At 47.2% G+C, this 26,647-nt stretch carries 23 protein-coding genes and 1 pseudogene; 9 read left to right on the top strand and 15 right to left on the bottom strand.

Going from position 1 to position 26,647, the window contains the following annotated elements:
• Positions 1-377 precede the first annotated feature (377 nt).
• On the top strand, positions 378-2,858 hold the full coding sequence (gene plsB, locus ACOMHB_RS07755) for a glycerol-3-phosphate 1-O-acyltransferase PlsB (protein ID WP_448216158.1): 2,481 nt from the start codon (positions 378-380) through the stop codon (positions 2,856-2,858).
• A gap of 81 nt (positions 2,859-2,939) precedes the next feature.
• Here the strand turns inward: plsB and ACOMHB_RS07750 are convergent, their stop codons facing one another.
• From ACOMHB_RS07750 to adk, 5 genes are all read right to left on the bottom strand, one after another.
• On the bottom strand, positions 2,940-3,725 hold the full coding sequence (locus ACOMHB_RS07750) for a class I SAM-dependent methyltransferase (RefSeq protein WP_448216157.1): 786 nt from the start codon (positions 3,723-3,725) through the stop codon (positions 2,940-2,942).
• Between the two features lie 199 nt (positions 3,726-3,924).
• Positions 3,925-4,584, bottom strand: coding sequence for a peroxiredoxin (locus ACOMHB_RS07745; protein ID WP_422132759.1), 660 nt, complete (start codon positions 4,582-4,584; stop codon positions 3,925-3,927).
• Positions 4,585-4,803: 219 nt separating this feature from the next.
• Positions 4,804-5,619 carry an undecaprenyl-diphosphate phosphatase gene (locus ACOMHB_RS07740; protein WP_448216156.1) on the bottom strand — a complete coding sequence of 272 codons (816 nt, stop codon included), beginning with the start codon at positions 5,617-5,619 and terminating at the stop codon, positions 4,804-4,806.
• Between the two features lie 113 nt (positions 5,620-5,732).
• Positions 5,733-6,404, bottom strand: a complete 672-nt coding sequence (gene tsaB, locus ACOMHB_RS07735; protein WP_448216155.1) for a tRNA (adenosine(37)-N6)-threonylcarbamoyltransferase complex dimerization subunit type 1 TsaB — start codon at positions 6,402-6,404, stop codon at positions 5,733-5,735.
• Positions 6,405-6,555: 151 nt separating this feature from the next.
• Positions 6,556-7,206 (bottom strand): adenylate kinase, encoded by a 651-nt coding sequence (adk, locus tag ACOMHB_RS07730; RefSeq protein WP_448216154.1) that lies wholly within the window; start codon positions 7,204-7,206, stop codon positions 6,556-6,558.
• Between the two features lie 291 nt (positions 7,207-7,497).
• Here adk and ACOMHB_RS07725 point away from each other — a divergent pair, with 291 nt between their 5' ends.
• The gene (locus tag ACOMHB_RS07725) at positions 7,498-7,962 is read left to right on the top strand and encodes a hypothetical protein (RefSeq protein WP_448216153.1); all 465 of its coding nucleotides are present in this window, start codon (positions 7,498-7,500) and stop codon (positions 7,960-7,962) included.
• 4 nt (positions 7,963-7,966) lie between these two features.
• Here the strand turns inward: ACOMHB_RS07725 and ACOMHB_RS07720 are convergent, their stop codons facing one another.
• The gene (locus tag ACOMHB_RS07720; RefSeq protein ID WP_448216152.1) at positions 7,967-8,350 is read right to left on the bottom strand and encodes a gamma-butyrobetaine hydroxylase family protein; all 384 of its coding nucleotides are present in this window, start codon (positions 8,348-8,350) and stop codon (positions 7,967-7,969) included.
• 208 nt (positions 8,351-8,558) lie between these two features.
• On the opposite strand from ACOMHB_RS07720, the gene ACOMHB_RS07715 reads away from it, so the two are divergent.
• From ACOMHB_RS07715 to ACOMHB_RS07695, 5 genes are all read left to right on the top strand, one after another.
• A complete protein-coding gene (locus ACOMHB_RS07715) occupies positions 8,559-10,100 on the top strand; it encodes a TatD family hydrolase (protein WP_448216151.1) in 1,542 nt (513 codons plus the stop codon).
• 350 nt (positions 10,101-10,450) lie between these two features.
• On the top strand, positions 10,451-10,885 hold the full coding sequence (locus ACOMHB_RS07710; protein WP_448216150.1) for a hypothetical protein: 435 nt from the start codon (positions 10,451-10,453) through the stop codon (positions 10,883-10,885).
• 472 nt (positions 10,886-11,357) lie between these two features.
• Positions 11,358-11,903: a hypothetical protein gene (locus ACOMHB_RS07705; RefSeq protein ID WP_448216149.1), complete on the top strand. Its 546-nt coding sequence runs from the start codon at positions 11,358-11,360 to the stop codon at positions 11,901-11,903.
• 448 nt (positions 11,904-12,351) lie between these two features.
• A complete protein-coding gene (locus ACOMHB_RS07700) occupies positions 12,352-12,690 on the top strand; it encodes a hypothetical protein (RefSeq protein WP_448216148.1) in 339 nt (112 codons plus the stop codon).
• A 350-nt stretch (positions 12,691-13,040) separates the two neighbouring features.
• Positions 13,041-14,195: an LPS O-antigen chain length determinant protein WzzB gene (locus ACOMHB_RS07695; RefSeq protein ID WP_448216147.1), complete on the top strand. Its 1,155-nt coding sequence runs from the start codon at positions 13,041-13,043 to the stop codon at positions 14,193-14,195.
• A 4-nt stretch (positions 14,196-14,199) separates the two neighbouring features.
• Here ACOMHB_RS07695 and hslU read toward each other — a convergent pair whose 3' ends face one another.
• From hslU to ACOMHB_RS07660, 7 genes are all read right to left on the bottom strand, one after another.
• Positions 14,200-15,540 (bottom strand): ATP-dependent protease ATPase subunit HslU, encoded by a 1,341-nt coding sequence (gene hslU / locus ACOMHB_RS07690; protein ID WP_422132749.1) that lies wholly within the window; start codon positions 15,538-15,540, stop codon positions 14,200-14,202.
• Positions 15,541-15,637: 97 nt separating this feature from the next.
• Positions 15,638-16,186 (bottom strand): ATP-dependent protease subunit HslV, encoded by a 549-nt coding sequence (hslV, locus tag ACOMHB_RS07685; RefSeq protein WP_257255452.1) that lies wholly within the window; start codon positions 16,184-16,186, stop codon positions 15,638-15,640.
• 204 nt (positions 16,187-16,390) lie between these two features.
• Positions 16,391-18,493: a S9 family peptidase gene (locus tag ACOMHB_RS07680; protein ID WP_448216146.1), complete on the bottom strand. Its 2,103-nt coding sequence runs from the start codon at positions 18,491-18,493 to the stop codon at positions 16,391-16,393.
• A 71-nt stretch (positions 18,494-18,564) separates the two neighbouring features.
• Positions 18,565-19,164: an SPOR domain-containing protein gene (locus ACOMHB_RS07675; protein ID WP_448216145.1), complete on the bottom strand. Its 600-nt coding sequence runs from the start codon at positions 19,162-19,164 to the stop codon at positions 18,565-18,567.
• A 274-nt stretch (positions 19,165-19,438) separates the two neighbouring features.
• Positions 19,439-20,569, bottom strand: a complete 1,131-nt coding sequence (locus ACOMHB_RS07670) for a hypothetical protein (RefSeq protein ID WP_448216144.1) — start codon at positions 20,567-20,569, stop codon at positions 19,439-19,441.
• Between the two features lie 342 nt (positions 20,570-20,911).
• Positions 20,912-21,976, bottom strand: a complete 1,065-nt coding sequence (locus tag ACOMHB_RS07665; protein WP_448216143.1) for a hypothetical protein — start codon at positions 21,974-21,976, stop codon at positions 20,912-20,914.
• Between the two features lie 22 nt (positions 21,977-21,998).
• The gene (locus ACOMHB_RS07660) at positions 21,999-22,262 is read right to left on the bottom strand and encodes a hypothetical protein (RefSeq protein WP_448216142.1); all 264 of its coding nucleotides are present in this window, start codon (positions 22,260-22,262) and stop codon (positions 21,999-22,001) included.
• A 114-nt stretch (positions 22,263-22,376) separates the two neighbouring features.
• Between ACOMHB_RS07660 and ACOMHB_RS07655 the strand changes: the two are divergent.
• A pseudogene (locus ACOMHB_RS07655) lies at positions 22,377-22,949 on the top strand (trypsin-like serine protease); the annotation flags it as partial.
• Between the two features lie 152 nt (positions 22,950-23,101).
• Here the strand turns inward: ACOMHB_RS07655 and ACOMHB_RS07650 are convergent.
• Complete coding sequence (locus ACOMHB_RS07650; RefSeq protein ID WP_448218678.1) at positions 23,102-23,536, bottom strand: hypothetical protein; 435 nt, start codon at positions 23,534-23,536, stop codon at positions 23,102-23,104.
• Here ACOMHB_RS07650 and leuS point away from each other — a divergent pair.
• Complete coding sequence (gene leuS / locus ACOMHB_RS07645) at positions 23,525-26,122, top strand: leucine--tRNA ligase (protein ID WP_448218614.1); 2,598 nt, start codon at positions 23,525-23,527, stop codon at positions 26,120-26,122. The genes ACOMHB_RS07650 and leuS overlap by 12 nt on opposite strands.
• Positions 26,123-26,188: 66 nt before the next feature.
• Here leuS and ACOMHB_RS07640 read toward each other — a convergent pair whose 3' ends face one another.
• Positions 26,189-26,605, bottom strand: a complete 417-nt coding sequence (locus ACOMHB_RS07640) for a response regulator (protein WP_422132742.1) — start codon at positions 26,603-26,605, stop codon at positions 26,189-26,191.
• Between the last annotated feature and the right edge of the window lie 42 nt (positions 26,606-26,647).

The raw sequence follows: 26,647 nt of genomic DNA, 5'->3' as shown, positions 1-26,647 counted from the left end.
TATTGCTGCCAGAGAAGCTATTAAGCGCTCCTGGCAGCCTGTCGGACTTAAGACTGTCCTACTGCGGTTGCAATAAATTGGTCTAAAAATCTCTGTTTCTTCGTCAAATAGCTCGCTATTCTCCTCAGAAACAGAGATTTTTATCCTCAATTTCTTGCAATCCTCGCTACGGACGCTTAAGTCCGACAGGCTGCTGGTTTTTCCCCATTGCTTTTGCTCGCCAGGAAAGAACAAAACCCTTACTGGCGTGCCTTCACTCCGGGAACCTGTTTTCAATCCGGGAAATAGTCACTTTCCTCTTTGCGCCACGGCCTCTATTCAAGCTAGAATCCACCGACAGCCATTCACCCTCTTGATTTCAGGCCGCGACCAATTCCATGCACAAACCCAATACTCTCAGTCGCTTTTTGTTTCATAGCTTGAGAAAGCTGTTATTCATCTGGGTTAGAACAACGGTTCATAACAACACTGCACAAAGCCTTGGGATTCAGCCAGACAAGCCTGTCTGCTACGTACTTCGTAACCGCTCCCTGTCCGATCTGATGGTAGTTGAGCAGGAGTGTCGAAAAGCCGGTCTGCCACGACCCTATGCGTTTATTCACAGTGGTCACAAGAACGGTGATCAGGCCTATTTTTATCTGACTCAGCAGCGAGGCGTTCTGCTTCAAAGAGAGCATCCGGAAACGGCAGATACACTGGCAAATCTTCTCAGGGAAACCGAGGAGCATCCTGACCACGACGTTCAGCTGGTTCCTGTCAGTATTTTCTGGGGACGGGCCCCGGATAAAGAGCAGTCCGCCCTGAAGCTCCTTTTTGACTGGAACTTCAGCCTGGGAGGACGGTTCAGGAAGTTTATGGCCATTCTGCTCCATGGCAGACAGACCATGGTTCACTTTAATCCAGCCATGTCCCTGAGAGAAATGGTGGATGAAGGCCAGGAACACTGCCGCACTCTCCGAAAGGTGGGTCGTATTCTCAGGGTGCACTTTCGTCAGCTCAGAGAGTCTGTCATTGGTCCTGATCTCTCTCACCGAAGAATACTGGTCAATGGCCTGATCCATACACCACAGATTCGCAAAGCCATAGAAGCTGAAGCCGCTGCCCGGGAAATCACCCTGATCGAGGCCGAGAACAAGGCTCGACAGTACGCCAATGAAATCGCCTCTGACTACTCTTATCCGGTCCTCAGGTTTCTGGACATTGTCTTGACCTGGTTCTGGAACAAGCTCTACGACGGCCTGTCGATCAATAACATCGAACCGATCAAAGCACTTTCCCAGAAGTACAGCGTTGTTTACGTACCCTGTCACCGCAGCCATATTGACTATCTGTTGCTTTCCTATGCTCTTTACAATGAAGGACTGACACCTCCCCATATTGCTGCCGGTATCAACCTGAATATGCCTGTCGTTGGCACCATTCTCCGTAAAGGCGGCGCTTTCTTTATGAGAAGAACCTTCAGAGGCAACCCTCTCTACAGTGCAGTCTTTCATGAATACATGCATACCCTGTCCAGTCGTGGATTCCCCATTGAATATTTTGTTGAAGGTGGCCGCTCCAGAACCGGTCGAACCCTGAACCCGAAAACCGGCATGCTCTCTATCAGTCTGAGAAGCTACCTGAGAGATAACCGACGACCCATATTGTTTGTGCCGGTTTATATCGGTTATGAGAAGTTACTGGAAGTCAGCACTTACATGAGTGAGCTGCGAGGCAAGAGCAAGAAAAAAGAGTCCCCTCTTGACGTTGTGCGCACACTGGCAGCCCTCAAGGATCAGTTTGGCAAAGCCTGGATTAACTTTGGTAACCCGGTCAGTATGGGTGAATTCCTGGATAAGGAAGTACCTCAATGGCAGCAAGAGCAATCTGAAGGCTTTAAACAACAGTGGCTAAAGAAAGCAACCAATACACTTGCTTTCAACATTGCCAGTGAGATTAACTCAGCAGCTATCATCAACCCGGTTAACCTGATTGCCATGGCCCTGCTTTCATCGCCTCGTCATGCTCTGGGTGAACAGGAGCTGGTACTACTGGTAGAGATTTATCAGCGACTGCTCAGAAAATCTCCCTACAGCGACAAAACAGTTATTACTGACATGGATGGCTACAGCGTCATTCGCTATGCAGAGAAGCTGGATTTACTCAATAAATTCAGTGATTCCCTGGGTGAGGTCTACAGTCTGGATGAAAAAACAGCGGTAATGATGACCTATTACCGGAATAACGTACTGCATATGTTTGCCGTGCCTTCCCTGCTCAGCTGTCTGTTTATTAACAACAGTGCCATGACACAAAGAGAAATTTTCCGGGTCTGTTCCATTTTATACCCTTATCTTCAATCCGAACTCTTTCTCAAATGGAGTAAAAGAGGATTTCTGAAAGTGGTCACCCAGTGGCTGGAAACATTGGCAAGTGAAGGGCTTATCATCAGTGACCATGACGGCTATTACCGCCAGCCTGATTACAGCTCAGCACAGTTTGTCACTCTGACGGTGCTTTCCCGTGCCATTGCCCAGACCCTTGAGCGCTTCTTCATGGTCATTAGCCTGCTGATCAGTAATGACAGTGGCAACATTGAACAGGAAACCCTGGAAAACCAGAGTCGTGTTCTGGCTCAAAGACTGTCCATTATCCACGGGTTGAATGCCCCTGAGTTCTTTGACAAGGCGCTGTTCAAAAACTTTATCGAGCAGTTAAGACTCAATAACGTCGTGGAGATCACCCGGACTAACAAGCTCAACTACGGCGATGAAGTCAAAATGGTCGCGGACGAAGCCTTTAAGGTCCTGACCAGCGAAGTCCGTCATAGCATACTGCAAACCACCAAAACCCAACCTGCTCCTGTCGAAGAGCATTAACTCGCTTACGGTTCGGGAACCCTCTTTCATCGTCGGATGATTGGATGATGAAAGAGGGAACCGCTAGTCCTGAACCTTTCACTAAAATGCTTTAAGAGCGTGGATATCATACCTGCATGCCTTTCCTTCCAGTTTGTAGGTAGGTGAGGTATTGCCCAACTCCGGTGATAACCGGGGTCTTTTAATCACCACCCGGTATTGGGCCAGTTTCAGGGCAGGCTCAAGCAACTCATCGGCATCGGGATCACCTGATAATAGTGCCTGAAAGATTTTCATTTCCTTTTTGACCTCTGCAGACCTCTCTTTATGCGGAAACATGGGATCGAGATAAACGACATCAAACTGTTTTCCAAGGGACAGACTCGACGCCATAGCATGACGACTGTCTTCTTTGATCAGCAGCATACGTCCGGCAATCTCTGAGACCTCCGGATCTGCTATCGCTCTTCTGATGCCGTCTTCCAACAAAGCGGCGATGACGGGAGAGCGCTCAATGACCGTCACCTTGCAGCCAAGAGAGGCCAGCACGAAGGCATCTCGACCCAGCCCACCTGTGGCATCCAGAACATGAGGTTTGACACCTTTATTCAAACCCACAGCTTTGGCTATGCCCTGACCTTTCCCGCCGCCGAACTTTCTTCTGTGACCTGCCTTGCCGCCCACAAAATCAACACTGATGGGTTTTTCTTTTCCACAAGCCCGTGTCAGAGAAAGGCGATCATCTTCGAAACCCAGAATAAGTTGATTTTCCCGGCAGCCAGCCGGATTCTCAATGTAAGTGGCTCCATCCATGGAACTCAGCAGCGTCTCAAGATAGGCTTGCTTATCAGGATCCGGATGAATTTGTACTACGACAGAACTGGCCATTCACCTATTGCTCACAACGCGTTTAGTTAGATCGGATTTTATCACCGGGGAGCTGTTTGAAAACCTCGAATCATTTCTAAAGGGGGCCTCCCGGGCTGGTTCCAGACCGCTATTCTGTAACTGTGCACCATAAAAAAACAGCAGACATTTGGCCTGCTGTTTCTGTTAATAGAGGAAGTTTCAGATATTAGTTCGAGCATTAATCAGGCTGAGCAACCACCCTCAGGTAAGGCTTCAGAGTCTTCCAACCCTGCGGGAATTTCTTTTTAGCTTCTTCCTCTGAAACCGCAGGTGGAATAATCACATCCTCACCAGGCTGCCAGTTCACTGGAGTAGCCACGGTGCATCGGCTGGTCAGCTGAATAGAATCCAGAGAACGAAGGATCTCGTCAAAATTCCTGCCGGTGGTCATTGGATAGGTCATCATCAATTTGACCTGTTTGTCAGGGCCGATGATAAATACGGTTCTGACCGTAGCATTGGTGGCAGCTGTTCTCCCTTCTGAGCTATCACCTGCGTCAGCAGGCAGCATGTTATACAGCTTTGCTACGTTCAGGTCCGTGTCACCAATCATGGGGTACAGGGGCAGGTGCCCCTGAGTTTCCTCAATGTCTCTGGCCCAGCGTTCATGATCATCTACAGGGTCCACACTCAAACCAATGAGCTTACAGTTGCGTCGTTCGAACTCTGGTTGCAGCCGGGCCATATAGCCAAGCTCTGTCGTACAGACAGGTGTAAAGTCTTTCGGATGGGAGAATAAAATAGCCCAGGAATCACCTATCCAGTCATGAAACCGAATAGAGCCTTGGGTGGTTTGAGCTGTGAAATCAGGGGCAACGTCATTAATTCTCAGAGTCATGTCAATTCCTCGGGGATCAATCTCGGGTCAAAAGCCAATATCTCAGCACCATCTATGAAAAAGAGTTCTCATTAAGATCAGCCTGAAACAGATAGAGTCTTACCCGACCCGTCCCGAATTACAACCTATGAGAAGTAAAGCCTGTTTATGCAAATGATCAACCGGAATTTACAGTTTGAAGATGAAATTACCCATCCGGACAGGATGGGTAGCGATGCTTTAAGCGTTTACCTGGAACACCATCACAGCAATCAGTAGGGCGCCGAGAATAAAGCGATAGATCACAAAAGGCATCAATCCGATTCGGTTGATAAACGACAGGAAGAAGTATATGCAAACCCAGGCACTGACGCCTGCCAGCAGGGCACCAGAGAAGAGTACGCTCCAGTCCACCGGCTCTGTCGCTTTAACAAGGTCCAGTGTCAGAAGCAGTCCTGCTCCCAATATGACCGGAATAGAAAGCAAAAACGAAAAGCGGGCTGCTGCCTCCCGGGTCAAACCGAGCATAAGGCCAGCGGTCATGGTTATGCCTGAGCGAGAGGTGCCCGGAATCAAGGCGATAGCCTGGGCAAAACCAATTAACATGGCCTGACGAAAGTTTAACTTTTCGATAGGTTGTATTTTTTTCCCCTTGTAATCAGCCCAACCGAGGAGCGCACCAAATATCATGGTTGTCCCGGCAATGACGGCAATACTACGCATAGCCTCGTCCAGGCCCATGGACTTCAGGACAAAACCAAACACAACCGCTGGCAAGGTAGCAAAAATCAGGTACCAACCCAGACGACTGTTGACCGATGAGCCTTTACCCATCAGAGAGCCCAGCCAATCCTGAGTAATTCTGATCAAGTCTTTACGAAAATATCCTACAACCGCGATCAATGTGCCAATATGAACCGCCACATCAAATGCCAGACCCTGATCCTTCCAGCCCAACAATTGCGCAGGCAATATCAAATGAGCAGAACTGGAAATCGGCAGAAACTCTGTCAGGCCCTGAAGCAGAGCAAGAATCATTATCTGAAGGCTATCCACGATAGCTTCCCTCCCCTGACGGGTAATATCAGCCCATGCTGACTTCTATGTCATCTCACAAAGGAAGAAAGCACTTCCCATCAGGCTTTAATTGTTAAAGGAGAAAACGAGTTTTATCGTTCACTTTTCTTGAGAGCCACTTTATCTCTGAGATAGACTGGCCTGGCTTGTTCAGCAGGGACACTGAGTCCTTCGTTGAAATCAGCCGCAGCCAGAATGGCGATATCAGCCGCCCTGGGATATGCCTCAGGGAAACATTTCACCGCTTTTGCTGCCAGCTGATCTTCGAACTGCCAACCCGTCCCCATTCCCAGCCAATTCTCTTTGCCATCGGGCAGGACAACTTTTTCGGGAACGATAACGCGCTCTTCTATCTCTGGCTGCATCAGTCCATTCTCTTCCTTGAAGGCCCCCCAGTAAACTTCTCCCATACGGGCATCAATAGCAGCCAGTACGGCATTTGACTGATGCACTCTGAAGCCTTCCTGCGCCAGTGCTCTAAGAGTTGACACAGCAACAACCGGCTTATCGATGGCAAATGCCAGCCCCTGCACCATGGCAACCGCTATTCTGACACCGGTGAAAGCACCTGGCCCGCAACCAAAAGCCAAAGCGTCCAGATCAGATAGGCTGACTGCCTGTTTTTTCAGTAGATTGTCGACCATTCCCAAAAGCTCACGGCTGTGCCTTCTGGGTAATAACTCAAAATGTTCAACAATTTCACCATCCAGATTCAGTGCCACTGAACAGGCTTCTGTAGCGCTATCTAGAGCCAGAATTTTCATCAGCGTATCTCTAATAGGGGTAACTCATGCGGCTAACGGTGTATTATATCGTTGCCAGCTCATGAGAAAGTCTCCTGAAAACGTAAAAAAAGGACGAACAGTCGTCCTTTTTTTACGATCAGCATCATGAGATGCCAGACAGCAGAGCTTATCAGGCAGCCCCAGGCTTCAGGGCACTGATCACTTTAGCCTTGATATCATCAACACTGCCTACACCCTCTACACGGCTATAACGGGTATGGCCTTCAATAGACTTATAGAAGCTGACCAGAGGGGCCGTCTGGTCATGGTAAACGCCCAGACGCTTGCGAACGGTCTCTTCCGTATCGTCATCACGCTGAATCAGGTCTTCACCCGTAACATCATCTTTACCTTCAACCTTCGGCGGGTTGTAGATAACGTGATAGGTTCGGCCACTGTCGGGGTGAACACGCCTTCCTGCCATGCGTTGAACAATCTCTTCATCTTCAACGGCAATTTCGATCACATGGTCAATGTCGACGCCGGCATCACGAAGTGCTTCAGCCTGGGGAATGGTTCTGGGAAAGCCATCAAACAGGAATCCATTGGCACAGTCATCCCTGGCAATACGTTCTTTAACCAGCTCAATGATGATTTCATCTGAAACCAGGGCGCCGGAATCCATAACCGCTTTTACTTTAAGGCCCAGCTCGGTACCGTCCTTGATCGCTGCGCGCAGCATATCGCCGGTAGAGATCTGGGGGATACCAAACTCTTCCATGATGAACTGGGCTTGCGTACCTTTACCGGCACCCGGGGCACCCAACAGAATCACTCTCATGAACAGGCTCCTGTCTGACAAGTCCCAGTATTTGAGCCTTGCCATGACGATTTTAAAAGGCACAAAGGATATACACAGAGCCACTGGGTTACAAGTTGATACAGGAAAATTCTAACCCTCCCTGTGCCCATCGCCCGGGTAATCAGGATTAACTCACAACGATGAAATTTCTTAATCCCTTGGCCGATAAAGTCTCCAGAACACCCATTCCAGAGAGAAGCAGATATGAGATGGCCATACAATGCAAAAGTACTATTCACAAAGGTACTATCCATTAAGGTACTATCCATAATGGCTGTGTCCCTGATGGCTATGACCCTGCCGGTCACATCTATGGCACTTCCTGACGCTAAAATCATGGGGCATCGCTGGCTACTCTCCGCTATAAAAAGTAACCGCCCCCCTTCTGGCTATCTCGATCTCAACAACTGCAGTATTAGCAAGAACATTGGCGACCTGCCTGCTGACAAGCGCACTTACAGAGTTTCATTTGCCGAAAATTTTTCCTACGATCCCGAAGATGGCAGCATCTCAACCATCATGAACAGGCTTTACCAACAGACCCTTAACCTGGGCGGAACCCCTGTTCTTATCAGTAGACCTGCCACCGTTATCCTGACCAGCAGGCCTCAGAGAGAATCGGTCACTTACCAGATCGTCGTCTCTCACAATGAGAGAACCCTGATGCAGCTCTATGAATGCCCCTGGAGTACAGCAGTCTATTTGTGGAAACCCAGAGGGACACTGTTCAACTAACGATTTAACTGATCATCAGTTTGACAACATCAGCATCGGGCTCCCGGCTTTCACCCGCCTGGTGCAGCTTCTCCAGATAGGCCTCCCAGTACACTTCCTGGTTGACACAAAGATCGTAGAGATAGCCCCAGTCGTAAATGCCACTGTCATGACCGTCATTAAAGTGAATTTTAATCGCATAGTGGCCCACCTTTTCTATATTGGTGACCTGAACCTGCTTTTTTCCGGTTTGCAGCACTGGATTACCATGTCCCCTGACCTCGGCAGAAGGACTGTGGACACGAAGCATCTCACTGCTGAGCTGATAAGTCTCATCGGTGCTGTATTTCAACTCCAGTCGTTGGGATTGCCTGTGAAAGTTCAAAGCTTCAGGGATTTTTTGCTGCATGCTGAAAGTCTCTACTGCGTCGTTAAATGACTGGCTCAACGCAGTTTATATCAGTGTCCTGTTTTCTTGTTAGTTATGCTTACGTCAATGTTCTGAACTTTCAATCTAAGAACCACTCTGACTTATCGGAGGACATCGCTGTTGAATGCCCTTCAACCCTATATCCTTGTAATCAAGGATAATACTCATTTAACTGAAGGAGCTTAATATGATTAACCCGGATCACACTAGCGGCGCTGTTGGCGGTTCAAACCCAATCACGTCACAACCTGTTCAACCTCAACCGCAAGAGGTTGAAGAAGCTGCTCGTTTCGGTAGGACTGTCAGTACTGGTGATAGCAACAATATACTTTCAGTAAGAACACCCGACTTTTCTCATTCTCAAACGGGCAGATCAACCACCTCCGGCCCTGATGGCAGATTTGTGAAAGTTGATAATGTCGATGAAAAAGCGATACTTCCCAATATCACGTCACCCAATTCAGTGTCCCCTCATGACGTTAGCAGCAAAGGTACGCAATGGGCCGCAGACGAAGCGGATCTAAAAGTCTGGCAAGAAGGCCGTTCAAAGCCACGGAAAATGAAAAAAAAGAAGAGATCTTCAGGTTCTGCTGACAAGCCTTCTTCAGGCGTTTGTCCCGTTGCATTCCGATACTCTGGCAACACGAACTACCATGCCGTTCAGGGTCGGCAGGTCATGGATCAGGGCCTGGAGTCCCGATATTGCCAGCGCTCAAGCGAGGCCGCTGCATCACCTGATGCGCCTGCCAGGGATGATGAAGCTTCTGGTTTCCAGTTTGCTGCCCGGCCAGAGTCGGGCAAGGTAAATCTGACTCGCCCGTGGTTCAGGCCTCAATACACGACGCCACTTGTTGATATTGGAGCCAATCTTGTTAAAGACTGCTTTGACTTGCCCCAGGTTCTTGCAGAAGCTTCCCGGGCAGGGCTTGGTAGCATCATGATAACGGGCACTTCCATTTCTGCGTCTAAAAAGGCTCAGAAACTGGTGGAGCAATGGTCGGAGCCATCGGCGAAAGCCACCGAAGCTTGTGGATTTTCAGATTCCCCCCCATGCTCTTTGTACTATACAGTGGGATGCCATCCACACGATGCCAAGAATTTCCGCCGAGATGGTGGCATACGGGAACTGAGAAAAATACTTAAACAGGGGGATCGTCACTGCATTGCGGTGGGTGAGTGTGGATTGGATTACGATCGCGAATGGTCGTTTCCTGATGTGCAACGAACCGTGTTCACGGAACAATTGGAGCTGGCTGCAGAGCTGAAAAAACCACTGTTTTTGCATGAGCGACTTGCCCATGATGACTTCATCGGCATTCTGAAAGATCACATAAATCAGTTGCCTTCACCAGACATGGCTTGCGTTCACTGCTTCACGGGGAACAGTGAGCAACTGCAGGCCTATCTTGATCTGGGCTGTTCCATCGGAATTACCGGTTATATCGGCGACAGACGTAACGAAGATCTGGTTAAGGCACTGCGCTCTGTCGGTTGGGAGACTCTGCGTGAGCGCCTGATGGTTGAGACCGATGCACCGTTTTTAAAGCCTTATCTGGTCATGCCAGAGCGGTTAGAACATCGTCGGGGTGGCAGAAGAAGAAATGATAATGAACCGGCTAATCTGCCCTATGTGATCCATGCGCTGAGCCAGGTGCTTGGCGTGGATGGCGAAGAGATTGCCGCTGCAACCACCGACAATGCCAGACGTATATTCTCCCTCGGTAACTGACGCAGTACTGGTATCCCACCTGCAATGAATCGGATTATTGACACCCTCGCCGCCGTAAAGAGGGTGTCGCAGATGGCAGCATCTCAACCGGCATGAACAGTCGTTGAGATTGTTTCAGAGCCTCGGGGATTTTTTGCTGCATGCTGAAGGTCTCTGCTTCATCGTTAAATGACTGGCTCAAAAAAGCTTTCATCAGAGTCCTGTTTTCTTGTTAGTTACGCTTACAACAATGTTATGAACTTTCAGTCTGAAACCCGTTCTAACCCATCGTAGGACATCAATATTGAATGCCCTTCAAACCGAAATCCTTGCAATCAAGGAAAATACCTATTTAATTCGAGGAACATAATATGAACGTAAATAATGGTAACATTAGCGGCGCTACCGGGTATTCACCCGCGCCACAAGCTCCGGAAAACACACCAGAAGGTACTTGTTTTGGGAGGAGTGTTATCGTCATTGATAAACATGACAATTTTGATAACAGTGCGTCAATCTTAGAAGGAGGTAAAATAAAAGCCACCTTTCACACGGATGATATGATCACTTCAGCCGAAATAACTGCCGATGGCACCCGAGCGATGATTAATACTCGCGATGGAGTGTCGCGAGTCTGCTCTAAGACTGACGGGTTCTGGTACATACAGGATTCGATCACTCAAGCTGACCTAAGGGACAATGGCACCCGGGCGGTGGTCACTGACGATGGAGTGGCGAGAACCTACACCAAGGATGCTGAGGGGATATGGCTCTTTCATCACTCTTCCAGGGTTGGGGATTGGTGATCAACTACGCTTCTTCAGTGCGGTGACTGCCATCAGTGCACTGTAAGTACTCAACCATACGAAATCATATTTTCTGGCTTATTGTTCAGGCACTCTGACTGCGTTGCAACTCTGGCCACATAGCTTGCTATGTTCCAGTCGTTGCGCCTTGCAGAGCACCTGCCCAATAAGCCAGAAATATTCGATTCCGTATGGCTGAGTACTTAAGTAGCGACAAAACGTTGAAAATCACTGAACCAAGAAGGGATTGTTCAATAGCCTCCGGCTGAGTCGGAGGCGTATTTCGTTAAATGACTGGCTCAAAAAAGCTTACATCAGAGTCCTGTTTTCTTGTTAGTTATGCTGACAACAATGTTATGAACTTTCAACCAGAAACCCGTTCTAACCCATCAAAGGACATCAATGTTGAATGCCCTTCAAACCGTAATCCTTGCAATCAAGGAAAATACCTATTTAATTCGAGGAACATAATATGAACGTAAATAATGGCAACATTAGCGGCGCTACTGGGTATTCACCCACGCCACAAGCTCCGGAAAACACACCAGAAGGTACCTGTTTTGGGAGGAGTGTTATCGTCATTAATAAACATGACAATTTTGGTAACAGTGCGTCAATCTTAGAAGGAGGCGAAATAAAAGTCACCTTTAGCACGGATGATATGATCACTTCAGCCAAATTAAGTGCCGATGACACCCGGGCGGTGGTTAACACTCGCGATGGAGTGGCGAGTACCTACGTTAAGTCTGCTAATAGCTTCTGGTTCTTACAGGATCATATCACTCCAGACAACTTAAGTGCCGATGGCAACCGGGCGGTGATTAACAATCGCGATGGAGTGGCGAAAATCTACATTAAGGACGCTGATGGAGTATGGTTCTTACAGGATTCGATTGCTCCGGCCGACTTAAGGGACGATGGCACCCGAGCGGAGATCACCACTGATGGAGTGGCGAAAACCTACGCTAAGGATGCTGATGGGTTATGGTTCTTACAAGACACTTCTATGGAGAGGTGATCAACTACGCTTCTTCATTGCGGTGACTGCCATCTGTTTACTGCAAGTGGCGAAAAACGTTGAAAATCACTGAACTAAGAAGGGATTGTTCAATGGCCTCCGGCTGAGTCGGAGGCGTATTTTGTCCATAATGGCTGCCCTGCAGACGGCAGCATATCGACCATGATGCAGCTCTTTGGAGCCTTTCGGACTAAAGCCTCCATAGCGAGGATTCATTCAGAGCTTCGGGGGTTATTTGCTGCATACTCAAAATCTCTACTTCAGCAAAATAACAGGCTCAACGCGGTTTATCAGGGTCCTGTTTTCTTGTTAGTCACGCTGCCATCCATGTTATGAACTTTCAATCTGAAACCCGTTCTAACCTATCATAGGACATCAGTATTGAATGTCCTTCAAATCAAAGCCCTTGCAATCAAGGATGATACTTATTTAATTAGAGGAACTTAATATGCATAACGTAAATAATAACACCACTACCGGCGCTTTTGGGTTTTCAGAGTCAACCTCACAACAAGCTCCGCAAAACGCACAACAAGGTGCTTTCGGCCCAAGGGCTGCTATCGGTACTGGCATTTATGACAACAGCGTGACAATCTATTGTCTGCGAGCCGATGGATCAGAGGAAGCAAAAGCTACTATTTACCTTAAGGATCGGGTCGTTGCAGCTGTAGCGAAAACCGGTGATAGCGACCACCCGTGGTTAGACACCAGTGGCACCCGGGTAAAAGTTGCCACTGCCGATTGGTGGAGAATCTACCTTTTGAGAGACGATGGGACTTGGAGATAGCCGCGACCAACTCTGCTACTTTCAGTGCCGGTGACTGCCATTTGTGCACTGCAAGTAGCCACAAAACGTTGAAAATCGCTTAACTACGAAGGGATTGTTCAATGGCCTACTGGGCAGACGAAATACCCTCGCGACCGGAAGTGCTCACCAGAAAAATTTCGCTACCCATCTTTGAAGCGTCTCGTATCAGCCATTGCGCATTATAAAAACAATCAAATACCGAGCTTTACCTGCAAGTGTCTTTGCCTGATCAACATAAAATCACAGGAGACATTAACCCTTTTATTCTGGATAATGTTGCAGCACTAAATTTACAACGAATAAATACACTCAAGGATTTTATCCCAGGTATGAATAACCTACAGACCCCAAATCAGTTATACCATGACCCTTATCCTGACGATGAAATTGATCTTTTTGAACTTGCAGAGAAACTGTTTGCCCAGAAATGGCTGATTATAGTGATTACCACGCTGGCAACAGCCATTGCTGTGATTGCTGCCTTTAAGCTTCCTGTAAGCTACACGACCGAGGCTGTCTTAAATGAATCTTCCCCGGCAAATATTGCGGCTTGGAACAGTAACGTTTTCCTGATTGCCTCAAATGGTGAAAGCAAGGACTCCGAGCATCTGACCACTGAAGAAGCCTATCAGCTGTACCTGAAGTATTTAACCAGCCCTGCCGCAAGACGTTATGCATTCCAGAAGTCGTCTCTTGCAAGCATTGATTCCGATAATAGCTCAACGCCTGATCAAAAAATGCTCGCAGCACAATACAAAGCATTTTCTGATAACTTAGCTATCACAACGGGCAAGAATGATAATCGGACGAACATTCGATACAGCTCTTCAAACCCTGAAGAATCAGCATCGATCATTAATGAAGTTCTTTTGCCCTATGCTCAGGAACGGTTCGTAAAGAATATGCATGAGAACTTTCATGCACAGGTTGAAATAACGAAAAAGCAGATAAAAAGTCATATTGATCGTCTGGAATCAAACTTCATCTCTTATAACAGACTGCGCCTGACAGAATTGAAGGAAGCCTTAGCCCAGGCTCAAGCCGCCGGAATTACGGAACTCCAGACCAGTCAAGTGAATGCAACCATTATTGATGGAGCTACTTACTTACTGGGTGAAAAGCTTCTGAAGTCAGGGGTTGATGCGGTCAGTAGCAGAATTGAGAAGTATCGCTTTTACAGCAGGCCCAATGCAGAAGATAGCGCAGAAAAACCCTACATCAGAGGTGTATCCAGTCGTGTTTACCAGCTCGAACAATTAGAAAAACTGGACCCGGACTTTTCTACCATGATTCCTGCCAAAATAGAGCAACCTGCGATCGTGCCAGTTTCACCCTCTAAACCCAATAAAAAGCTTATCGTCGTTTTAGGAGCTATGTTAGGGCTGATGGCTGGCGTCTTTCTTGCCCTGATCAGGATAGCGCTCAGAAACAGAGAAGAGAAAAAGCGAGCTGCCGACCACAACTCTCTGAGTATGGTCGGCTAGAATATCAGAGAATATAGCGACTCAGGTCTTCGTCCTGAACCAGCTCGCCCAGATGCTCGTTAACATAAGCGGCATCAATCAGCAGCGGTGATTCGCTGTGTTTCAGGGAGAGGTCTGCTGCACTGTAGGAGATCTCTTCCAGCAAACGCTCAATCACAGTGTGCAGACGACGGGCACCGATATTCTCGGTGTTCTCATTGACTGTCCAGGCCACTTCCGCAATACGGGCAATACCATCTTCAGCAAAAGAAATATTGAGTTCTTCTGTTTTCATCAGCGCCTGATATTGCCTCGTCAGGGAAGCATTAGGCTCAGTCAGAATACGAACAAAGTCTTTAGTGGTAAGTGCCTTCAACTCAACACGAATAGGCAGACGACCCTGCAGCTCTGGAATGAGGTCAGATGGCTTGGCGAGGTGAAATGCACCGGAAGCCATGAACAGAATGTGATCCGTTTTGATCATGCCGTACTTGGTGGAAACGGTGCAGCCTTCGATCAGTGGCAACAAGTCCCGCTGAACACCTTCACGGGAAACATCCGCGTTAGAGCCGGAAGAACGCCTGGCCACCTTATCAATTTCATCGATGAAGACAATGCCATTCTGTTCAACAGACTCAATCGCTCTGGTTTTCAGTTCGTCTTCATTGACCAGTTTTGCAGCTTCTTCGTCCTGAACCAGTTTCAGAGCGTCCTTGACTTTCAGCTTGCGTTTTTTCTGCTTGCCGGCATTCAGATTCGAGAACATATTCTGCAGTTGGCTGGTCATTTCCTCCATGCCGGGAGGTGCCATTATTTCCACACCCATGGCCGCTTCGCGAACATCGATCTCGATCTCTTTCTCATCCAGCTGGCCTTCACGCAGCTTTTTGCGAAACACCTGACGGGTTGAATTATCCTGAGGCTTTTCGGACTCTTCTGAGAAGGAACGGGGAGGAGGCAGCAGGGCGTCGAGTATCCGCTCTTCTGTGGCATCAAGAGCACGATCTTTTACTCTCTCAACTTCCTGCTCACGCAGCATTTTTATAGCCGCATCCATCAGATCTCTGATGATGGATTCTACGTCACGGCCAACATAACCCACTTCTGTAAACTTGGTTGCCTCAACCTTGATAAAAGGGGCATTAGCCAGTTTGGCCAGACGACGAGCGACTTCAGTCTTACCAACACCGGTAGGACCAATCATCAGAATATTCTTGGGGGTAATTTCATTTCGCAGCTCTTCATCCAGCTGCATGCGACGCCAGCGATTGCGAAGAGCAATGGCTACGGCACGTTTGGCATCATCCTGGCCAATAATATGTTTATTCAGTTCGTGAACGATTTCACGAGGGGTCATATTTGACATGTCACAGACTCTGTTAACGAAAGATCAGTAAACTCACCATTTAAACGCTGTCAGCGAGAAGCCGGATTGTAACCGATTTCTGCTTTCGGCCTTCTGGTCAGGACTGCTCAATCTTGATTTCTTCGATAACCCGGTTCTGGTTGGTATAGACGCAGACATCTGCAGCTATTTCCAGACTTTTCTCAACGATATCTTTCGCACCCAGGTCAGTATTCTGGTAGAGCGCTTTGGCAGCAGACTGAGCAAAGAATCCACCCGAGCCAATGGCCAGAATGCCATCGTCAGTGACCATAACGTCACCATTGCCGGTAATGACCAGAGATGCTTTGGCGTCTGCCACAATCAACATGGCCTCCAGACGCTGCAATGTTCTGTCGGTACGCCATTCTTTCGCCAGTTCAACGGCTGCTTTTTCCAGACGCCCATGATGCTTTTCCAACTGGGCTTCAAAACGTTCGAAAAGAGTAAATGCGTCTGCTGTACCACCTGCAAAGCCTGCTATAACTTTGCCTTTGAACAGGCGACGCACCTTATGGGCATTGCCCTTGATGACGGCATTACCCAATGAAACCTGACCATCACCCCCTACGACCACACTATCGTTTCGACGAACGGACAGAATGGTGGTGCCGCGATACTGTTCCAAGGTGGGCTCCTTTTAGCATTTTGCTTGATTCGTCGATTAATATTGGGGGCGAGACAGAATTATCAAGGGTGTGGCAGGGAAAAACTTTCCATACCGCGTAACGCGCTCGTGACCAGTTGGTTATCCGCCTGATTTTTCGCATTAGAAAATTTCGAAATTAACACCATGGTAACACTTAACAGTGTTTCCGCGCCTGACAGTCCGTTACACCTTATCAAAACATTTCAGGATAAAGGCGTAATCAAATGCAATCTCCTCTATCCATTCGTAACGCTTGCTGGCACCGGCATGACCCGCATGCATTTTCATATTGAGGATCAGGGGGTTATCGTCGGTTTTCAAGGCTCTTAGTTTGGCCACCATTTTGGTGGGTTCCCAATAAGTGACCTGCTCATCGGATATCCCCGAGTTGTAAAGCGTAGGCGGATAGTCCTTTGCTTCTATGTTGTCATAGGGCGAATAACCTGAGATGTAATCAAAGTCTTCTTTGCTGGTGATCGGGTTACCCCACTCTTCCCATTCTGGCGCAGTCAGGGGCAAAGACGCATCACTGATGGTATTGATCACATCGACAAAAGCCACATCGGCAACAACACAACCAAACAGCTCGGGTCTCATATTGGTCACGGCTGCCATCAGCAGACCGCCCGCACTGCCACCATTGATAGCAATATTACCCCGGGCCGTATAGCCACGACGAACCAGGTACTCACAGCAATCAATGAAATCATTAAAGGTATTCATTTTGTGCTGCATTTTGCCATTGAGATACCAGCTATACCCCTTGTCATCCCCGCCCCTGACATGTGCAATGGCATAAACAAAGCCGCGATCAATCAAACTGAATTTAGGCGAAGAAAAACCTGCTGACATTCCATAGCCATAAGAACCATAGGCATACACCATGGCTTTGTTGCTTCCATCCAGCTTCGTTCCTTTTTTGCAGATAATGGTCAGTGGCACCAGCTCACCATCTCGAGCCATGGCAAACTCTCTCTTCACTTCATAAATCGAGGCATTAAAGTTGGGAACTTCCTTGCGATAAACCTCTGTCAAAGCACCATTTTCCAGATTCAGCTCAAACACCGTGTTTGGCGATACAGGTGAATCGTAGTCTAACCTGACAACGGTTGCCTGATGATCCCAGTCACCATAAAAATCCAGACAATAAGCCTCATCCGGCATTGAGATGATTGAGAGAGTTCCGGAATCCATATCCATCACAGCCACTTCATCCAGTACTTTCTGGTTATTCTTGCGCTCAACGATCAGAAAGTGGCTATAGAAATGGATACCGCCCAGGCACAGGTTCTTCTGCTCAGGCAGAAACTCCTGCCAGTTTGCCTGGGGCCACTTTTCCTGGGCAACCGTCATTTCAGAAGCTACCGGACACTTCATAACTTTGAAGTCGTTGGCTCCATCCTGATTGGTCAGAATGTAGAAGTCGCCCCTGTAATGTTCCAGAGAGAAAGAGACATCGTTCTCGCCCACAGCAAACTTTTCAAACTGATCTGAATCCCGTCCAGCCAAATACACGACATGCGTCGAACCACTATCCAGATGAATCATGAAATACTCACGATCATTGGTTCGGGATAAAGACAAAAACATGCTGTCGTATTCTTCAGGCTTGGAAAAGATTAACTCTTTTTCAGCAACACCTTTATGGATATGAACTTTGTATACATCACGACCACGACCTGACTCATCCCGCTCAACAATGTACAGATGCTCATTGCCGTGCCAGAGAAAAGACCCGGTACTGTTTGCAAACTCCCAATCCAGATCCTGTCCTGTCTCCAGATCTCGAACCCGGATAGTCCTCTCCATTGAACCGGTCAGATTGAAGCTGTAGGCAAAATGAGTCTGCTTAAGGTTGGTGCCTGAAGCACCGAAGATATAAAGCTCTTTACCTTCTGCTTCCCTGTTTATGTCAAAGTAGACTTCTTCAGGCGCTTCTCTTGAGCCCTGCTTGCGACAGAGAATCGAATAATCCTTGCCTTTTTCTTCTCTTGAGTAATAGAAAAAACCACCTTCTTTGACCGGCCAGGATTCATCGTCTTCCCTGATACGGGAAAGAACTTCACCGTAGAGAGTTTCTTCAACATCCTTGTAGCCTTTCATAAACTCATCTTTGTAAGCATTTTCAGACTGGATGTATTCAAGAACCGCCGGATTATCAAAATCCAGATCACCGGCAATAAACTTCTGCCAGTTTTTATCTCTCAGCCAGTGGTAGTCATCAACCCTGCTGGAACCATGTTGAACGATCTCGTGGGCTATTTTTTGGGCTACCGGTGCTTTCATACTTATCACCTGATTCATTTTTCTTCGCTTATGGCACTTTATCATTCGGGAATATAAGTGGATGAATCCAGCTATTTCATTCTCAACAACAGACCATCAATCTTGAATTCAGCCAGCACCTGCTTTGCCTGATCAATACTTTCTGATGTATCAAAAGGCCCCAGCTGCACCCTGTGCCACGACTCCCCTGCACCCACGGTTACCTTGACGACCCTGGGTTCCTGACCTGCCAAAAGCAACTGCGCCCTCAGACGATCGGCGTCTTTGGCACTTCGAAATGAACCAGCCTGCAACAAATACTTCACACCGGACTTAGTAGCTGTTTTCGCTTCAGGCACGGATTTCGAGCCAGTTTTTTCACTGACACTGACTGCAGGTGGCGACTGACGTTCAATCGGTTCAGGCAGAATCACTTCCTGCTCGGGCAGCACGGTATAAAAATCGAAGACCGGCTCCGGGCGTTCCTTACCCGACTGAGCCGTTTCAGCTGTCTCTATAGAAGCATTAACCGAAACTGGAGCCGGTGTCAGCTTGATCAGGAAAGCCACAAAAAAGCCAGCCGCAAAACCGGTTATCAGCCACATCCAGCCTGGCAGTTTCGACTGTTGATTGGATTTCTTTTTCGAAGCGGCCTTGCTGGCGCCTCTTCTTGTTGGAGTACGGGTGCTCATATGCCTGATGCAAAATCTGTTTCAAGAGAAAAAACAAGAGACTCATCGTCACTCATGAACCGGATTTTTGCACAATATCCTTTTTAACAAGACGACTTTAACGAACAGGATCATACTACCACGGATACCCATAGTTACCACGAAGTCACGATACCTTGTGACTTTACATCTGGTCATGGTGGCCAATCCCGAGCTGAAAAAGGGCCATCTCAGACCGGTGATTACATTCCGCCGTAAACCCATGCACTGTAATGTCGGACTTAGACGACCACATTTATTCTGTATTTCCTTCTATGTGAGCGGATGGATACCTTCTCTGAAGGCATTCTGGAACAAAATATTCACTTAACTTGTCCTCCTTATCAGTTTTTTTTGGAAAATAACTGATCTTATCATTGATACACCAGAGAACATTAGAATGAAATATGCCGGTCATTTGTTGGACAGAAGCGTTATTTTTATAGGTAATGATCGCGTCAACCTCATCATAACGACGAGTTATCCATAAAGGGACCTGGATCTCATCAAAAGTGGGATCATGGGATGCGGATGGTTCGGTCATTATATTTTCAAAACTCAATTTGGCAGCGAATATTCTGGGATCTTCATAAACGATAAAAATCCCCGGTGTAACCCCAGATTGCCAGGACTGTGAATGTTTAACAGGGTAGGTAAAGTTCGAATACGACACAATATGACTGTTTTCATGCAAAATCAGTGTGCATTCTGATGGGAATCCATGCACAGTACTGTCGCTGAATTGCACTTTAAAAACCTCCCTGGTTGCAACCACTGGATGCTCTTTATTCCCATCATTCCAGATTTCAATCTGGCTGACTTCCATTTTTTTGGAGTGCTCCACATAAATAGGGCTTTCAATAGACTCACCCGTTTTGTGTAACCTGAGGTTCTTCAGCGTAACCTCGTCACTCTTGGCATGGATAAAGTGATTAAGATTACCGTAAAAATTAGCAAAACTGCCACCGGCATCCAGTTCAAACCCATCGAGATACAGCAATTGGTTATCTGAAGCCCGAATAAACTCATCAACACCGTTGGAAAATATTGTCCCCGCCAATGACACAGTCGGATACTTGCCATCAGTGGCAATACCAACAATACCCACATTGACAGCTCTGCCTGACACGGTAATCGGATCATACAGAGCAAAATCACTGGCCACAATATGCAGAGTATTTCGGGATTTCAGATTACCCCTCAGACTTCTGACCGGATTGTCATGGAAAACAACATTAGTAAAAACACCCGGAAATGCTTTTAAAACCTCTTCACAACGAGCCTGAACATCAGCTCTGGGGTGAGTGCAACAATATCCGGCATTTATCCACAAAGCGGACAATATTATTGGAAATCGGTATAACCAGATCTGCAATACTGAAAACATATCTATTTCCGTTAAAAATAGTTAGCATTAGCAAAAACTGAATCATGTAAGTACCTGGCCAGTTGGTTTCGCATATTCTGGCGAGTGGATTTTTTCATCCTTCAAGGCGCAACGACGGGCGCGTAGCCGTAGCTACGCAACCAGAGTTGGAACGCAGAAGGGTGGAAAAAGCCGCCGTCCAGAATATGTGAAACCAACTGGTTAGGTACTTATAATGGTCAAACAATTCAAAAAATCAATTCAGAAACATTCCGTCAGGTGAACCACCCTCAGGCAAATAAGTCAAATGCTAAGGCGACAAACAGACTTAAATGAAAAATCACAATAAGAGCAGGCATTATCTTAGAGTTCTCGCTCGCTAATATTTAATAGTTTATCTAATGATATTCGCAACTCTATTAATTCTTTATTCCCTTTTATAGAAGCTGATGGATACTTTCTATGAAGGCATTTTGGAACAAAATCTTCTTTTAAAAATGCCTCATATTGAGGTGTTTTCAGGATAGGTATGGCTGCAGCATCTCCCTTCCAATGAACATCAGTAAGAAACATGAGAGTATTTGCCCGGTCAAACGTGTTATTTTTATAGGTAACGCTCGCGTGAACCTGATCAGGACCATTTACCCATAAAGGAACCTGAACCCAGTCAAGATCGGGATCATGATATGAGGGCGGATCGGTTCTTATATTTTCGAAACTAAAATTGGCACTGAATTTTTCAGGATCTTTATAAACGATAGAAATTCCCGGGTAAGCAAACACATACGAAAAACGTTCTTGTTTAATGGGTAAGGCAACATTTAAATACGACACCTGATAACTGTTTTCATGCAAAATCAGTGTGCATTCTGATGGGTAGCCATGCACCGTACTGTCACTCAAGTACACTTCATCAACCTTTCTGGTTTCAAGCAATGGTGGTTCTCTGTACCCATCTGTCCAGATTTCTAAATGGCTGACTTCCAGTATTTTGGAGTGCTCCACATAGATAGCGCTATCAATAGATTCATCAGCTTTGTGTAACTTGAGATTCTTCAGTGTAACTCTATCATTACTGGCATGAATAAAATGGTTAAGATTGCCGTAAAAATTAGCAAAGCTGCCACCGGCATCCAGTTCAAACCCATCGAGATACAATAACCTGAAGTCTGAAACTCGAATGAACGCATCAACGCCATGGGATAACATTGGTCCTGTCAATGACAATGTTGGATATTTGCCATCAGTGGCAACACCAATAATCCCCACATTGACGAAATAACCTGATACGGTAATCGGAGCATCCAGGGCATAATCACTGGTTACAATATGCAGAGTATTTCGGGTTTTCAGAACGCCCCTCAGACTCACACCCGGATCGTCATGAAAAACAAAACGAGTAAAAATACCCGGATTTGCTTTTAACACCTCTTCACAACGAGCCTGAACTTCAGCTCTGGGGTGAGTACAAGAGTATCCAGAATCTATCCACAAAGCAGCCAATATTACCGGGAATCCGGATAACCAGATCTTCAATACTGAAAACATATCTACTTCCATCAATAATGGTTAATAAGAGCAAGACCTGAGTCAGCTGTAATGTTAGTAGCTCCAGAAATGTCCAGTTGTCAGCCGTTGTGTATGCAACACCCACATAAGTCGCATCAGGATAACGCGCTTTTATCTTCTGAACTTCCAATGAAAAACCCTTCATGATCCTTTGCTTGCCATACTCAGGTGCTGCTGCGCAATAAAGATAGCAAGTGCAGAACGAGCAAAATGTGCTAATTTCGTAAGCAACTTTCATAGATTCAGGAGAGCTGAGTCCGTGCGTGCAAACAAAAACGCAATTTTAACTCTGTTTTTTTATACCTTTATATCCAAAGATGTTTTTGCCGCATCATTGGATAGAGTTGAACGATATGCGCCATCATCAGTAGTACCCATTGGCACATATCCATGGATTGCCTTCTCATCCTCCTCCTCATCATTATGTACAGCAGTACTAATATCTGACATTCATCTGTTGACTGCAGCCCATTGTGTAAGTTCATTAAGCGAAAATGATAGTCTACGACTTTTTTTCTTTAATGAAGCTCATGCTCCAGTTAGAGAGGCTGTTAGATATATCAAGCACCCTGATTACAGACATCCGAACACAATACACGACATTGCAATCATTGAACTGGAGGATTCAGTGAACATAGCACCTCCAAAAATGCAATTAAATGCAACATGCCCTGATCTCCGGGAAGTTGCGCCCCATCCAATGGCTGCTGGTTATGCAGGTAAAAAAATATTACGATCAGCTTCTTTATATTGGCCCTTTAAATGTCGAACCGACGTCTATCGACTTTGGTATAGGGGTACATCGCAGAATGGCGACTCAGGAGGACCCTTGTTTTATTTTCGGAACAACGAGACTTATGTATTAGGAATACATCATTCTTCTGTCAACATCTCGTTTTTAGCGGGTGCAATCTTTCAGAATAAAGTATCTCTGTCTTTCAATCATGAATTCATCAGTGACTCAATTGCGTTAGAAGAAGTGTATCAGGCGCATTCTGGCACCTGGTTTATTTCTGGTAATTCACTTATTTTAGAAAACTGGAGTAAGTTAGCTACATCCAGTACACCCACTTCATCCAATATATCTACTTCAACCGATACATCTACTTCACCCAATACATCCAGTTCATCCAATACATCGACCAGGTCCACCTCAAATACTTCATCCAGTACATCATCAAACTCACATTTTGTTGCCCTGCCTGCTCTGTTATACATTGTTCTACAAGCCCCATAACAAAAAATTCCAGAAGCGCTACCCCCGCTGCCCTCACTCATGTATGCTTCGCAGGTTATACTGAACACCCGTGTTCTTCTCCGCTCTGCAATTAAAAATTTGTACATTTTGCAAATTTTTAATTGCAGAGTTTGAAACCCTTTAAATCCAGATTCTCGCAAAGAGCCATGATGGAAGAGCATTACCAGCCGCACAAGATTGAGACAGAAGCCCAGAAATACTGGGAAGAGAATGACAGTTTTGCTGTCAGTGAAGAGGCCGGCAAGGAAAAGTACTATTGTCTGTCCATGTTCCCTTACCCCAGCGGCCGACTGCATATGGGCCACGTTCGCAACTACACCATTGGCGACGTGGTATCCCGTTATCAACGTATGCAGGGTAAAAACGTCCTGCAACCCATGGGTTGGGACGCCTTCGGCCTACCGGCAGAAAACGCCGCTATCAAACACAAAACCGCTCCAGCCCCATGGACTTACGAAAACATTGACTACATGAAAGGTCAGCTCAAGCGTCTTGGCTTCGGTTATGACTGGAACCGTGAGCTGGCCACCTGCAAACCGGACTACTACAAGTGGGAACAGTGGTTCTTCACCCAACTGTACGAAAAGGGTCTGGTCTACAAGAAAATGTCTTCTGTGAACTGGTGCCCCAACGACGCCACCGTACTGGCCAACGAACAGGTAGAAGATGGCCGTTGCTGGCGTTGCGACACTCTGGTGGAGCGTAAGGAGCTGCCCCAGTGGTTTGTGAAAATCACGGCTTACGCTGAAGAACTGCTGGCTGATCTGGATCAGCTGGAAGACTGGCCTGATCAGGTTAAAGCCATGCAGCGCAACTGGATTGGTCGCTCCGAAGGTGTTCAGATGACCTTCAAAGTGGCTAACCCCGTTGCCGGATCACCGGAAGCATTCCAGATCTACACCACACGCCCGGACACGCTGATGGGTGTGACTTACGTGGGCGTTGCTGCAGAGCACCCTATCGCCAAAGCTGCGGCTGCCAATAATCCGAAGCTCGCCGCTTTCATTGAAGAATGCAAGTCCAACGGTGTCACCGAGGCAGAAATGGCAACCATGGAAAAAGTGGGTGTTGATACCGGTATTCGAGCTATTCACCCAATGACAGGTAAAGAAGTACCTGTCTGGGCTGCCAACTTTGTATTGATGGATTACGGTACCGGCGCTGTTATGGCGGTACCCGGTCATGATCAGCGTGACTACGAATTTGCTACCCGCTTTAAACTGGCTATCGAACAAGTCATCGAGCCTGCAAACGGCGAAGAGTGTGACCTGTCCAAAGAAGCGTTCACTGAAAAAGGCAAGCTGATCAACTCCGGGGAATTTGACGGCCTGACTTCTCAGGAAGCATTCAATGCAATTGCCGACAAGCTGATTGCTTTGGGCAAAGGTGAAAAGCAGGTTAACTACCGTCTGCGTGACTGGGGAGTCAGTCGTCAGCGTTACTGGGGAGCTCCGATTCCCATGCGTTATCTGGAAGACGGTACTGAAGTCACAGTCCCTCTGGAAGATCTTCCGGTGCTGCTGCCTGAAAATGTTGAGATGGATGGTGTTCACTCACCCATCAAGGCCGATCCTGAGTGGGCCAAAACCACTCATAACGGCCAGACAGCAACCCGTGAAACTGATACCTTCGATACGTTCATGGAATCCAGCTGGTACTACGCTCGTTATTGCTCTCCCAAGACTGACAAGCAAATGCTGGACCCGGCGGCTGCCAACTACTGGCTGCCCGTCGATCAATACATTGGTGGTATTGAACATGCCGTTATGCATCTGCTTTACTCCCGTTTTTTCCACAAACTGCTTCGTGATGCCGGCCTGGTTGACAGTGACGAACCCTTCAAAAAGCTGCTCTGTCAGGGCATGGTTCTGGCTGATACCTTTTACAAGCTGGACGATAAGGGCCTGAAGCACTGGATTGCACCAAACGAAGTAGACTTTGAACTGGACGACAAAGGTCGATTGATCAAAGCCACCCTGAAGGAAACCGGTGAAACCGTTGAGCATGCGGGCATGAGCAAAATGTCCAAATCCAAAAACAACGGTATTGATCCACAGGAACTGATCGATAAGTATGGTGCTGACACCATCCGTCTATACACCATGTTTGCTGCACCTCCCGAGCAGACCCTGGAATGGTCCGAAAGCGCTGTTGAGGGAGCTCACCGCTTCCTGCGTCGTTTCTGGAAACAGGTTTCTGAACATCTGGCTTCCGGAGATGTGCCGGCTCTGGACAGCAAGGCTTTGAGCAAGGAACAGAAAGACCTGCGTCGTAAAACTCACGAAACCATCAAAAAGGTTTCCGATGATTGCGAACGTCGTCTGACTTTTAACACCGCTATTGCTGCCATAATGGAATTGAACAACGCGATAGCCCGGTTCCGGGACAACAGTGATCAGGCTCGTGCCGTTCTTCGCGAAGCTCTGGAAGCCTCTACTCTGATGCTGGCACCTATTGCTCCTCACGCTATGCACAGCGTCTGGAATGCCCTGGGTCATTCAGAGCCCGTGGTTCAGGCTGGCTGGCCTGCAGTGGATGAGTCCGCCCTGGAGAAAGACGCCATCACCATGGTGGTTCAGGTCAATGGCAAAGTTCGTGCAAAGTTGGAAGTTCCAGCCGACATGGATAAAAGTGCGATTGAAAAGCTGGCGCTTGAGCAGGAAAATGTAACCAAGTTTACTGAAGGAAAGACTGTTCGCAAGGTGATTGTAGTACCCGGCAAACTGGTTAATATCGTTGCCAATTGATCGGTTAACGCCAGCCCCCTGTCAAAAAGGCCAGCATTTTTGCTGGCCTTTTTCCTGAGACGTCATTCAGCCGAGATAATCGACCAGGGTTTGAAATAAATAATCACGCTCAATAGGCTTGGTTAAGTAGTCGTCCATGCCTCTGGATAAGGCTTTATTTTTTAACTCGTCAATAGCATGAGCACTGAGACCAATAATGGTATGCTCTTCTATTCCGGCCTCCTGTTCAAACTCCCGGATTGCTTCGGTGGCAGTGTAACCATCCATGACGGGCATTTCACAGTCCATCAGAATCAGGTCCCAGCTCTCCGGATCACTCTTGCAGTATTCCAGAGCTTCCTGACCGTTTTCTGCGAAAACCGGCTCAATATTGACTTTCTTGAGTAACTTCTTCAGCACCAGTTGATTGGCGGGATTATCTTCAGCCACCAGCACTTTCTTGTTCTCCAGCACACCGGACTCAACGATTTGGTAAACGTCCATGATTTAACCTTCTTATAACAATTGCCCTACTTTCAGATTAGC

This window comes from Endozoicomonas sp. 2B-B (assembly GCF_053470045.1).
This window is presented reverse-complemented; position numbering and strand designations above follow the sequence as displayed.

What these genes read in the sequence shown, in the direction of transcription:
- ACOMHB_RS07660 (WP_448216142.1), bottom strand. Translation starts at nt 22,262, where the DNA reads ATGAAGGGTTTTTCATTGGAAGTTCAGAAGATAAAAGCGCGTTATCCT.
- ACOMHB_RS07670 (WP_448216144.1), bottom strand. Translation starts at nt 20,569, where the DNA reads ATGTTTTCAGTATTGCAGATCTGGTTATACCGATTTCCAATAATATTG.
- ACOMHB_RS07650 (WP_448218678.1), bottom strand. Translation starts at nt 23,536, where the DNA reads ATGCTCTTCCATCATGGCTCTTTGCGAGAATCTGGATTTAAAGGGTTT.
- ACOMHB_RS07695 (WP_448216147.1), top strand. Translation starts at nt 13,041, where the DNA reads ATGAATAACCTACAGACCCCAAATCAGTTATACCATGACCCTTATCCT.
- ACOMHB_RS07640 (WP_422132742.1), bottom strand. Translation starts at nt 26,605, where the DNA reads ATGGACGTTTACCAAATCGTTGAGTCCGGTGTGCTGGAGAACAAGAAA.
- plsB (WP_448216158.1), top strand. Translation starts at nt 378, where the DNA reads ATGCACAAACCCAATACTCTCAGTCGCTTTTTGTTTCATAGCTTGAGA.
- ACOMHB_RS07720 (WP_448216152.1), bottom strand. Translation starts at nt 8,350, where the DNA reads ATGCAGCAAAAAATCCCTGAAGCTTTGAACTTTCACAGGCAATCCCAA.
- ACOMHB_RS07715 (WP_448216151.1), top strand. Translation starts at nt 8,559, where the DNA reads ATGATTAACCCGGATCACACTAGCGGCGCTGTTGGCGGTTCAAACCCA.
- ACOMHB_RS07725 (WP_448216153.1), top strand. Translation starts at nt 7,498, where the DNA reads ATGGCTGTGTCCCTGATGGCTATGACCCTGCCGGTCACATCTATGGCA.
- ACOMHB_RS07700 (WP_448216148.1), top strand. Translation starts at nt 12,352, where the DNA reads ATGCATAACGTAAATAATAACACCACTACCGGCGCTTTTGGGTTTTCA.
- ACOMHB_RS07745 (WP_422132759.1), bottom strand. Translation starts at nt 4,584, where the DNA reads ATGACTCTGAGAATTAATGACGTTGCCCCTGATTTCACAGCTCAAACC.
- hslU (WP_422132749.1), bottom strand. Translation starts at nt 15,540, where the DNA reads ATGTCAAATATGACCCCTCGTGAAATCGTTCACGAACTGAATAAACAT.
- ACOMHB_RS07705 (WP_448216149.1), top strand. Translation starts at nt 11,358, where the DNA reads ATGAACGTAAATAATGGCAACATTAGCGGCGCTACTGGGTATTCACCC.
- adk (WP_448216154.1), bottom strand. Translation starts at nt 7,206, where the DNA reads ATGAGAGTGATTCTGTTGGGTGCCCCGGGTGCCGGTAAAGGTACGCAA.
- leuS (WP_448218614.1), top strand. Translation starts at nt 23,525, where the DNA reads ATGGAAGAGCATTACCAGCCGCACAAGATTGAGACAGAAGCCCAGAAA.
- tsaB (WP_448216155.1), bottom strand. Translation starts at nt 6,404, where the DNA reads ATGAAAATTCTGGCTCTAGATAGCGCTACAGAAGCCTGTTCAGTGGCA.
- ACOMHB_RS07680 (WP_448216146.1), bottom strand. Translation starts at nt 18,493, where the DNA reads ATGAAAGCACCGGTAGCCCAAAAAATAGCCCACGAGATCGTTCAACAT.
- ACOMHB_RS07675 (WP_448216145.1), bottom strand. Translation starts at nt 19,164, where the DNA reads ATGAGCACCCGTACTCCAACAAGAAGAGGCGCCAGCAAGGCCGCTTCG.
- ACOMHB_RS07750 (WP_448216157.1), bottom strand. Translation starts at nt 3,725, where the DNA reads ATGGCCAGTTCTGTCGTAGTACAAATTCATCCGGATCCTGATAAGCAA.
- ACOMHB_RS07710 (WP_448216150.1), top strand. Translation starts at nt 10,451, where the DNA reads ATGAACGTAAATAATGGTAACATTAGCGGCGCTACCGGGTATTCACCC.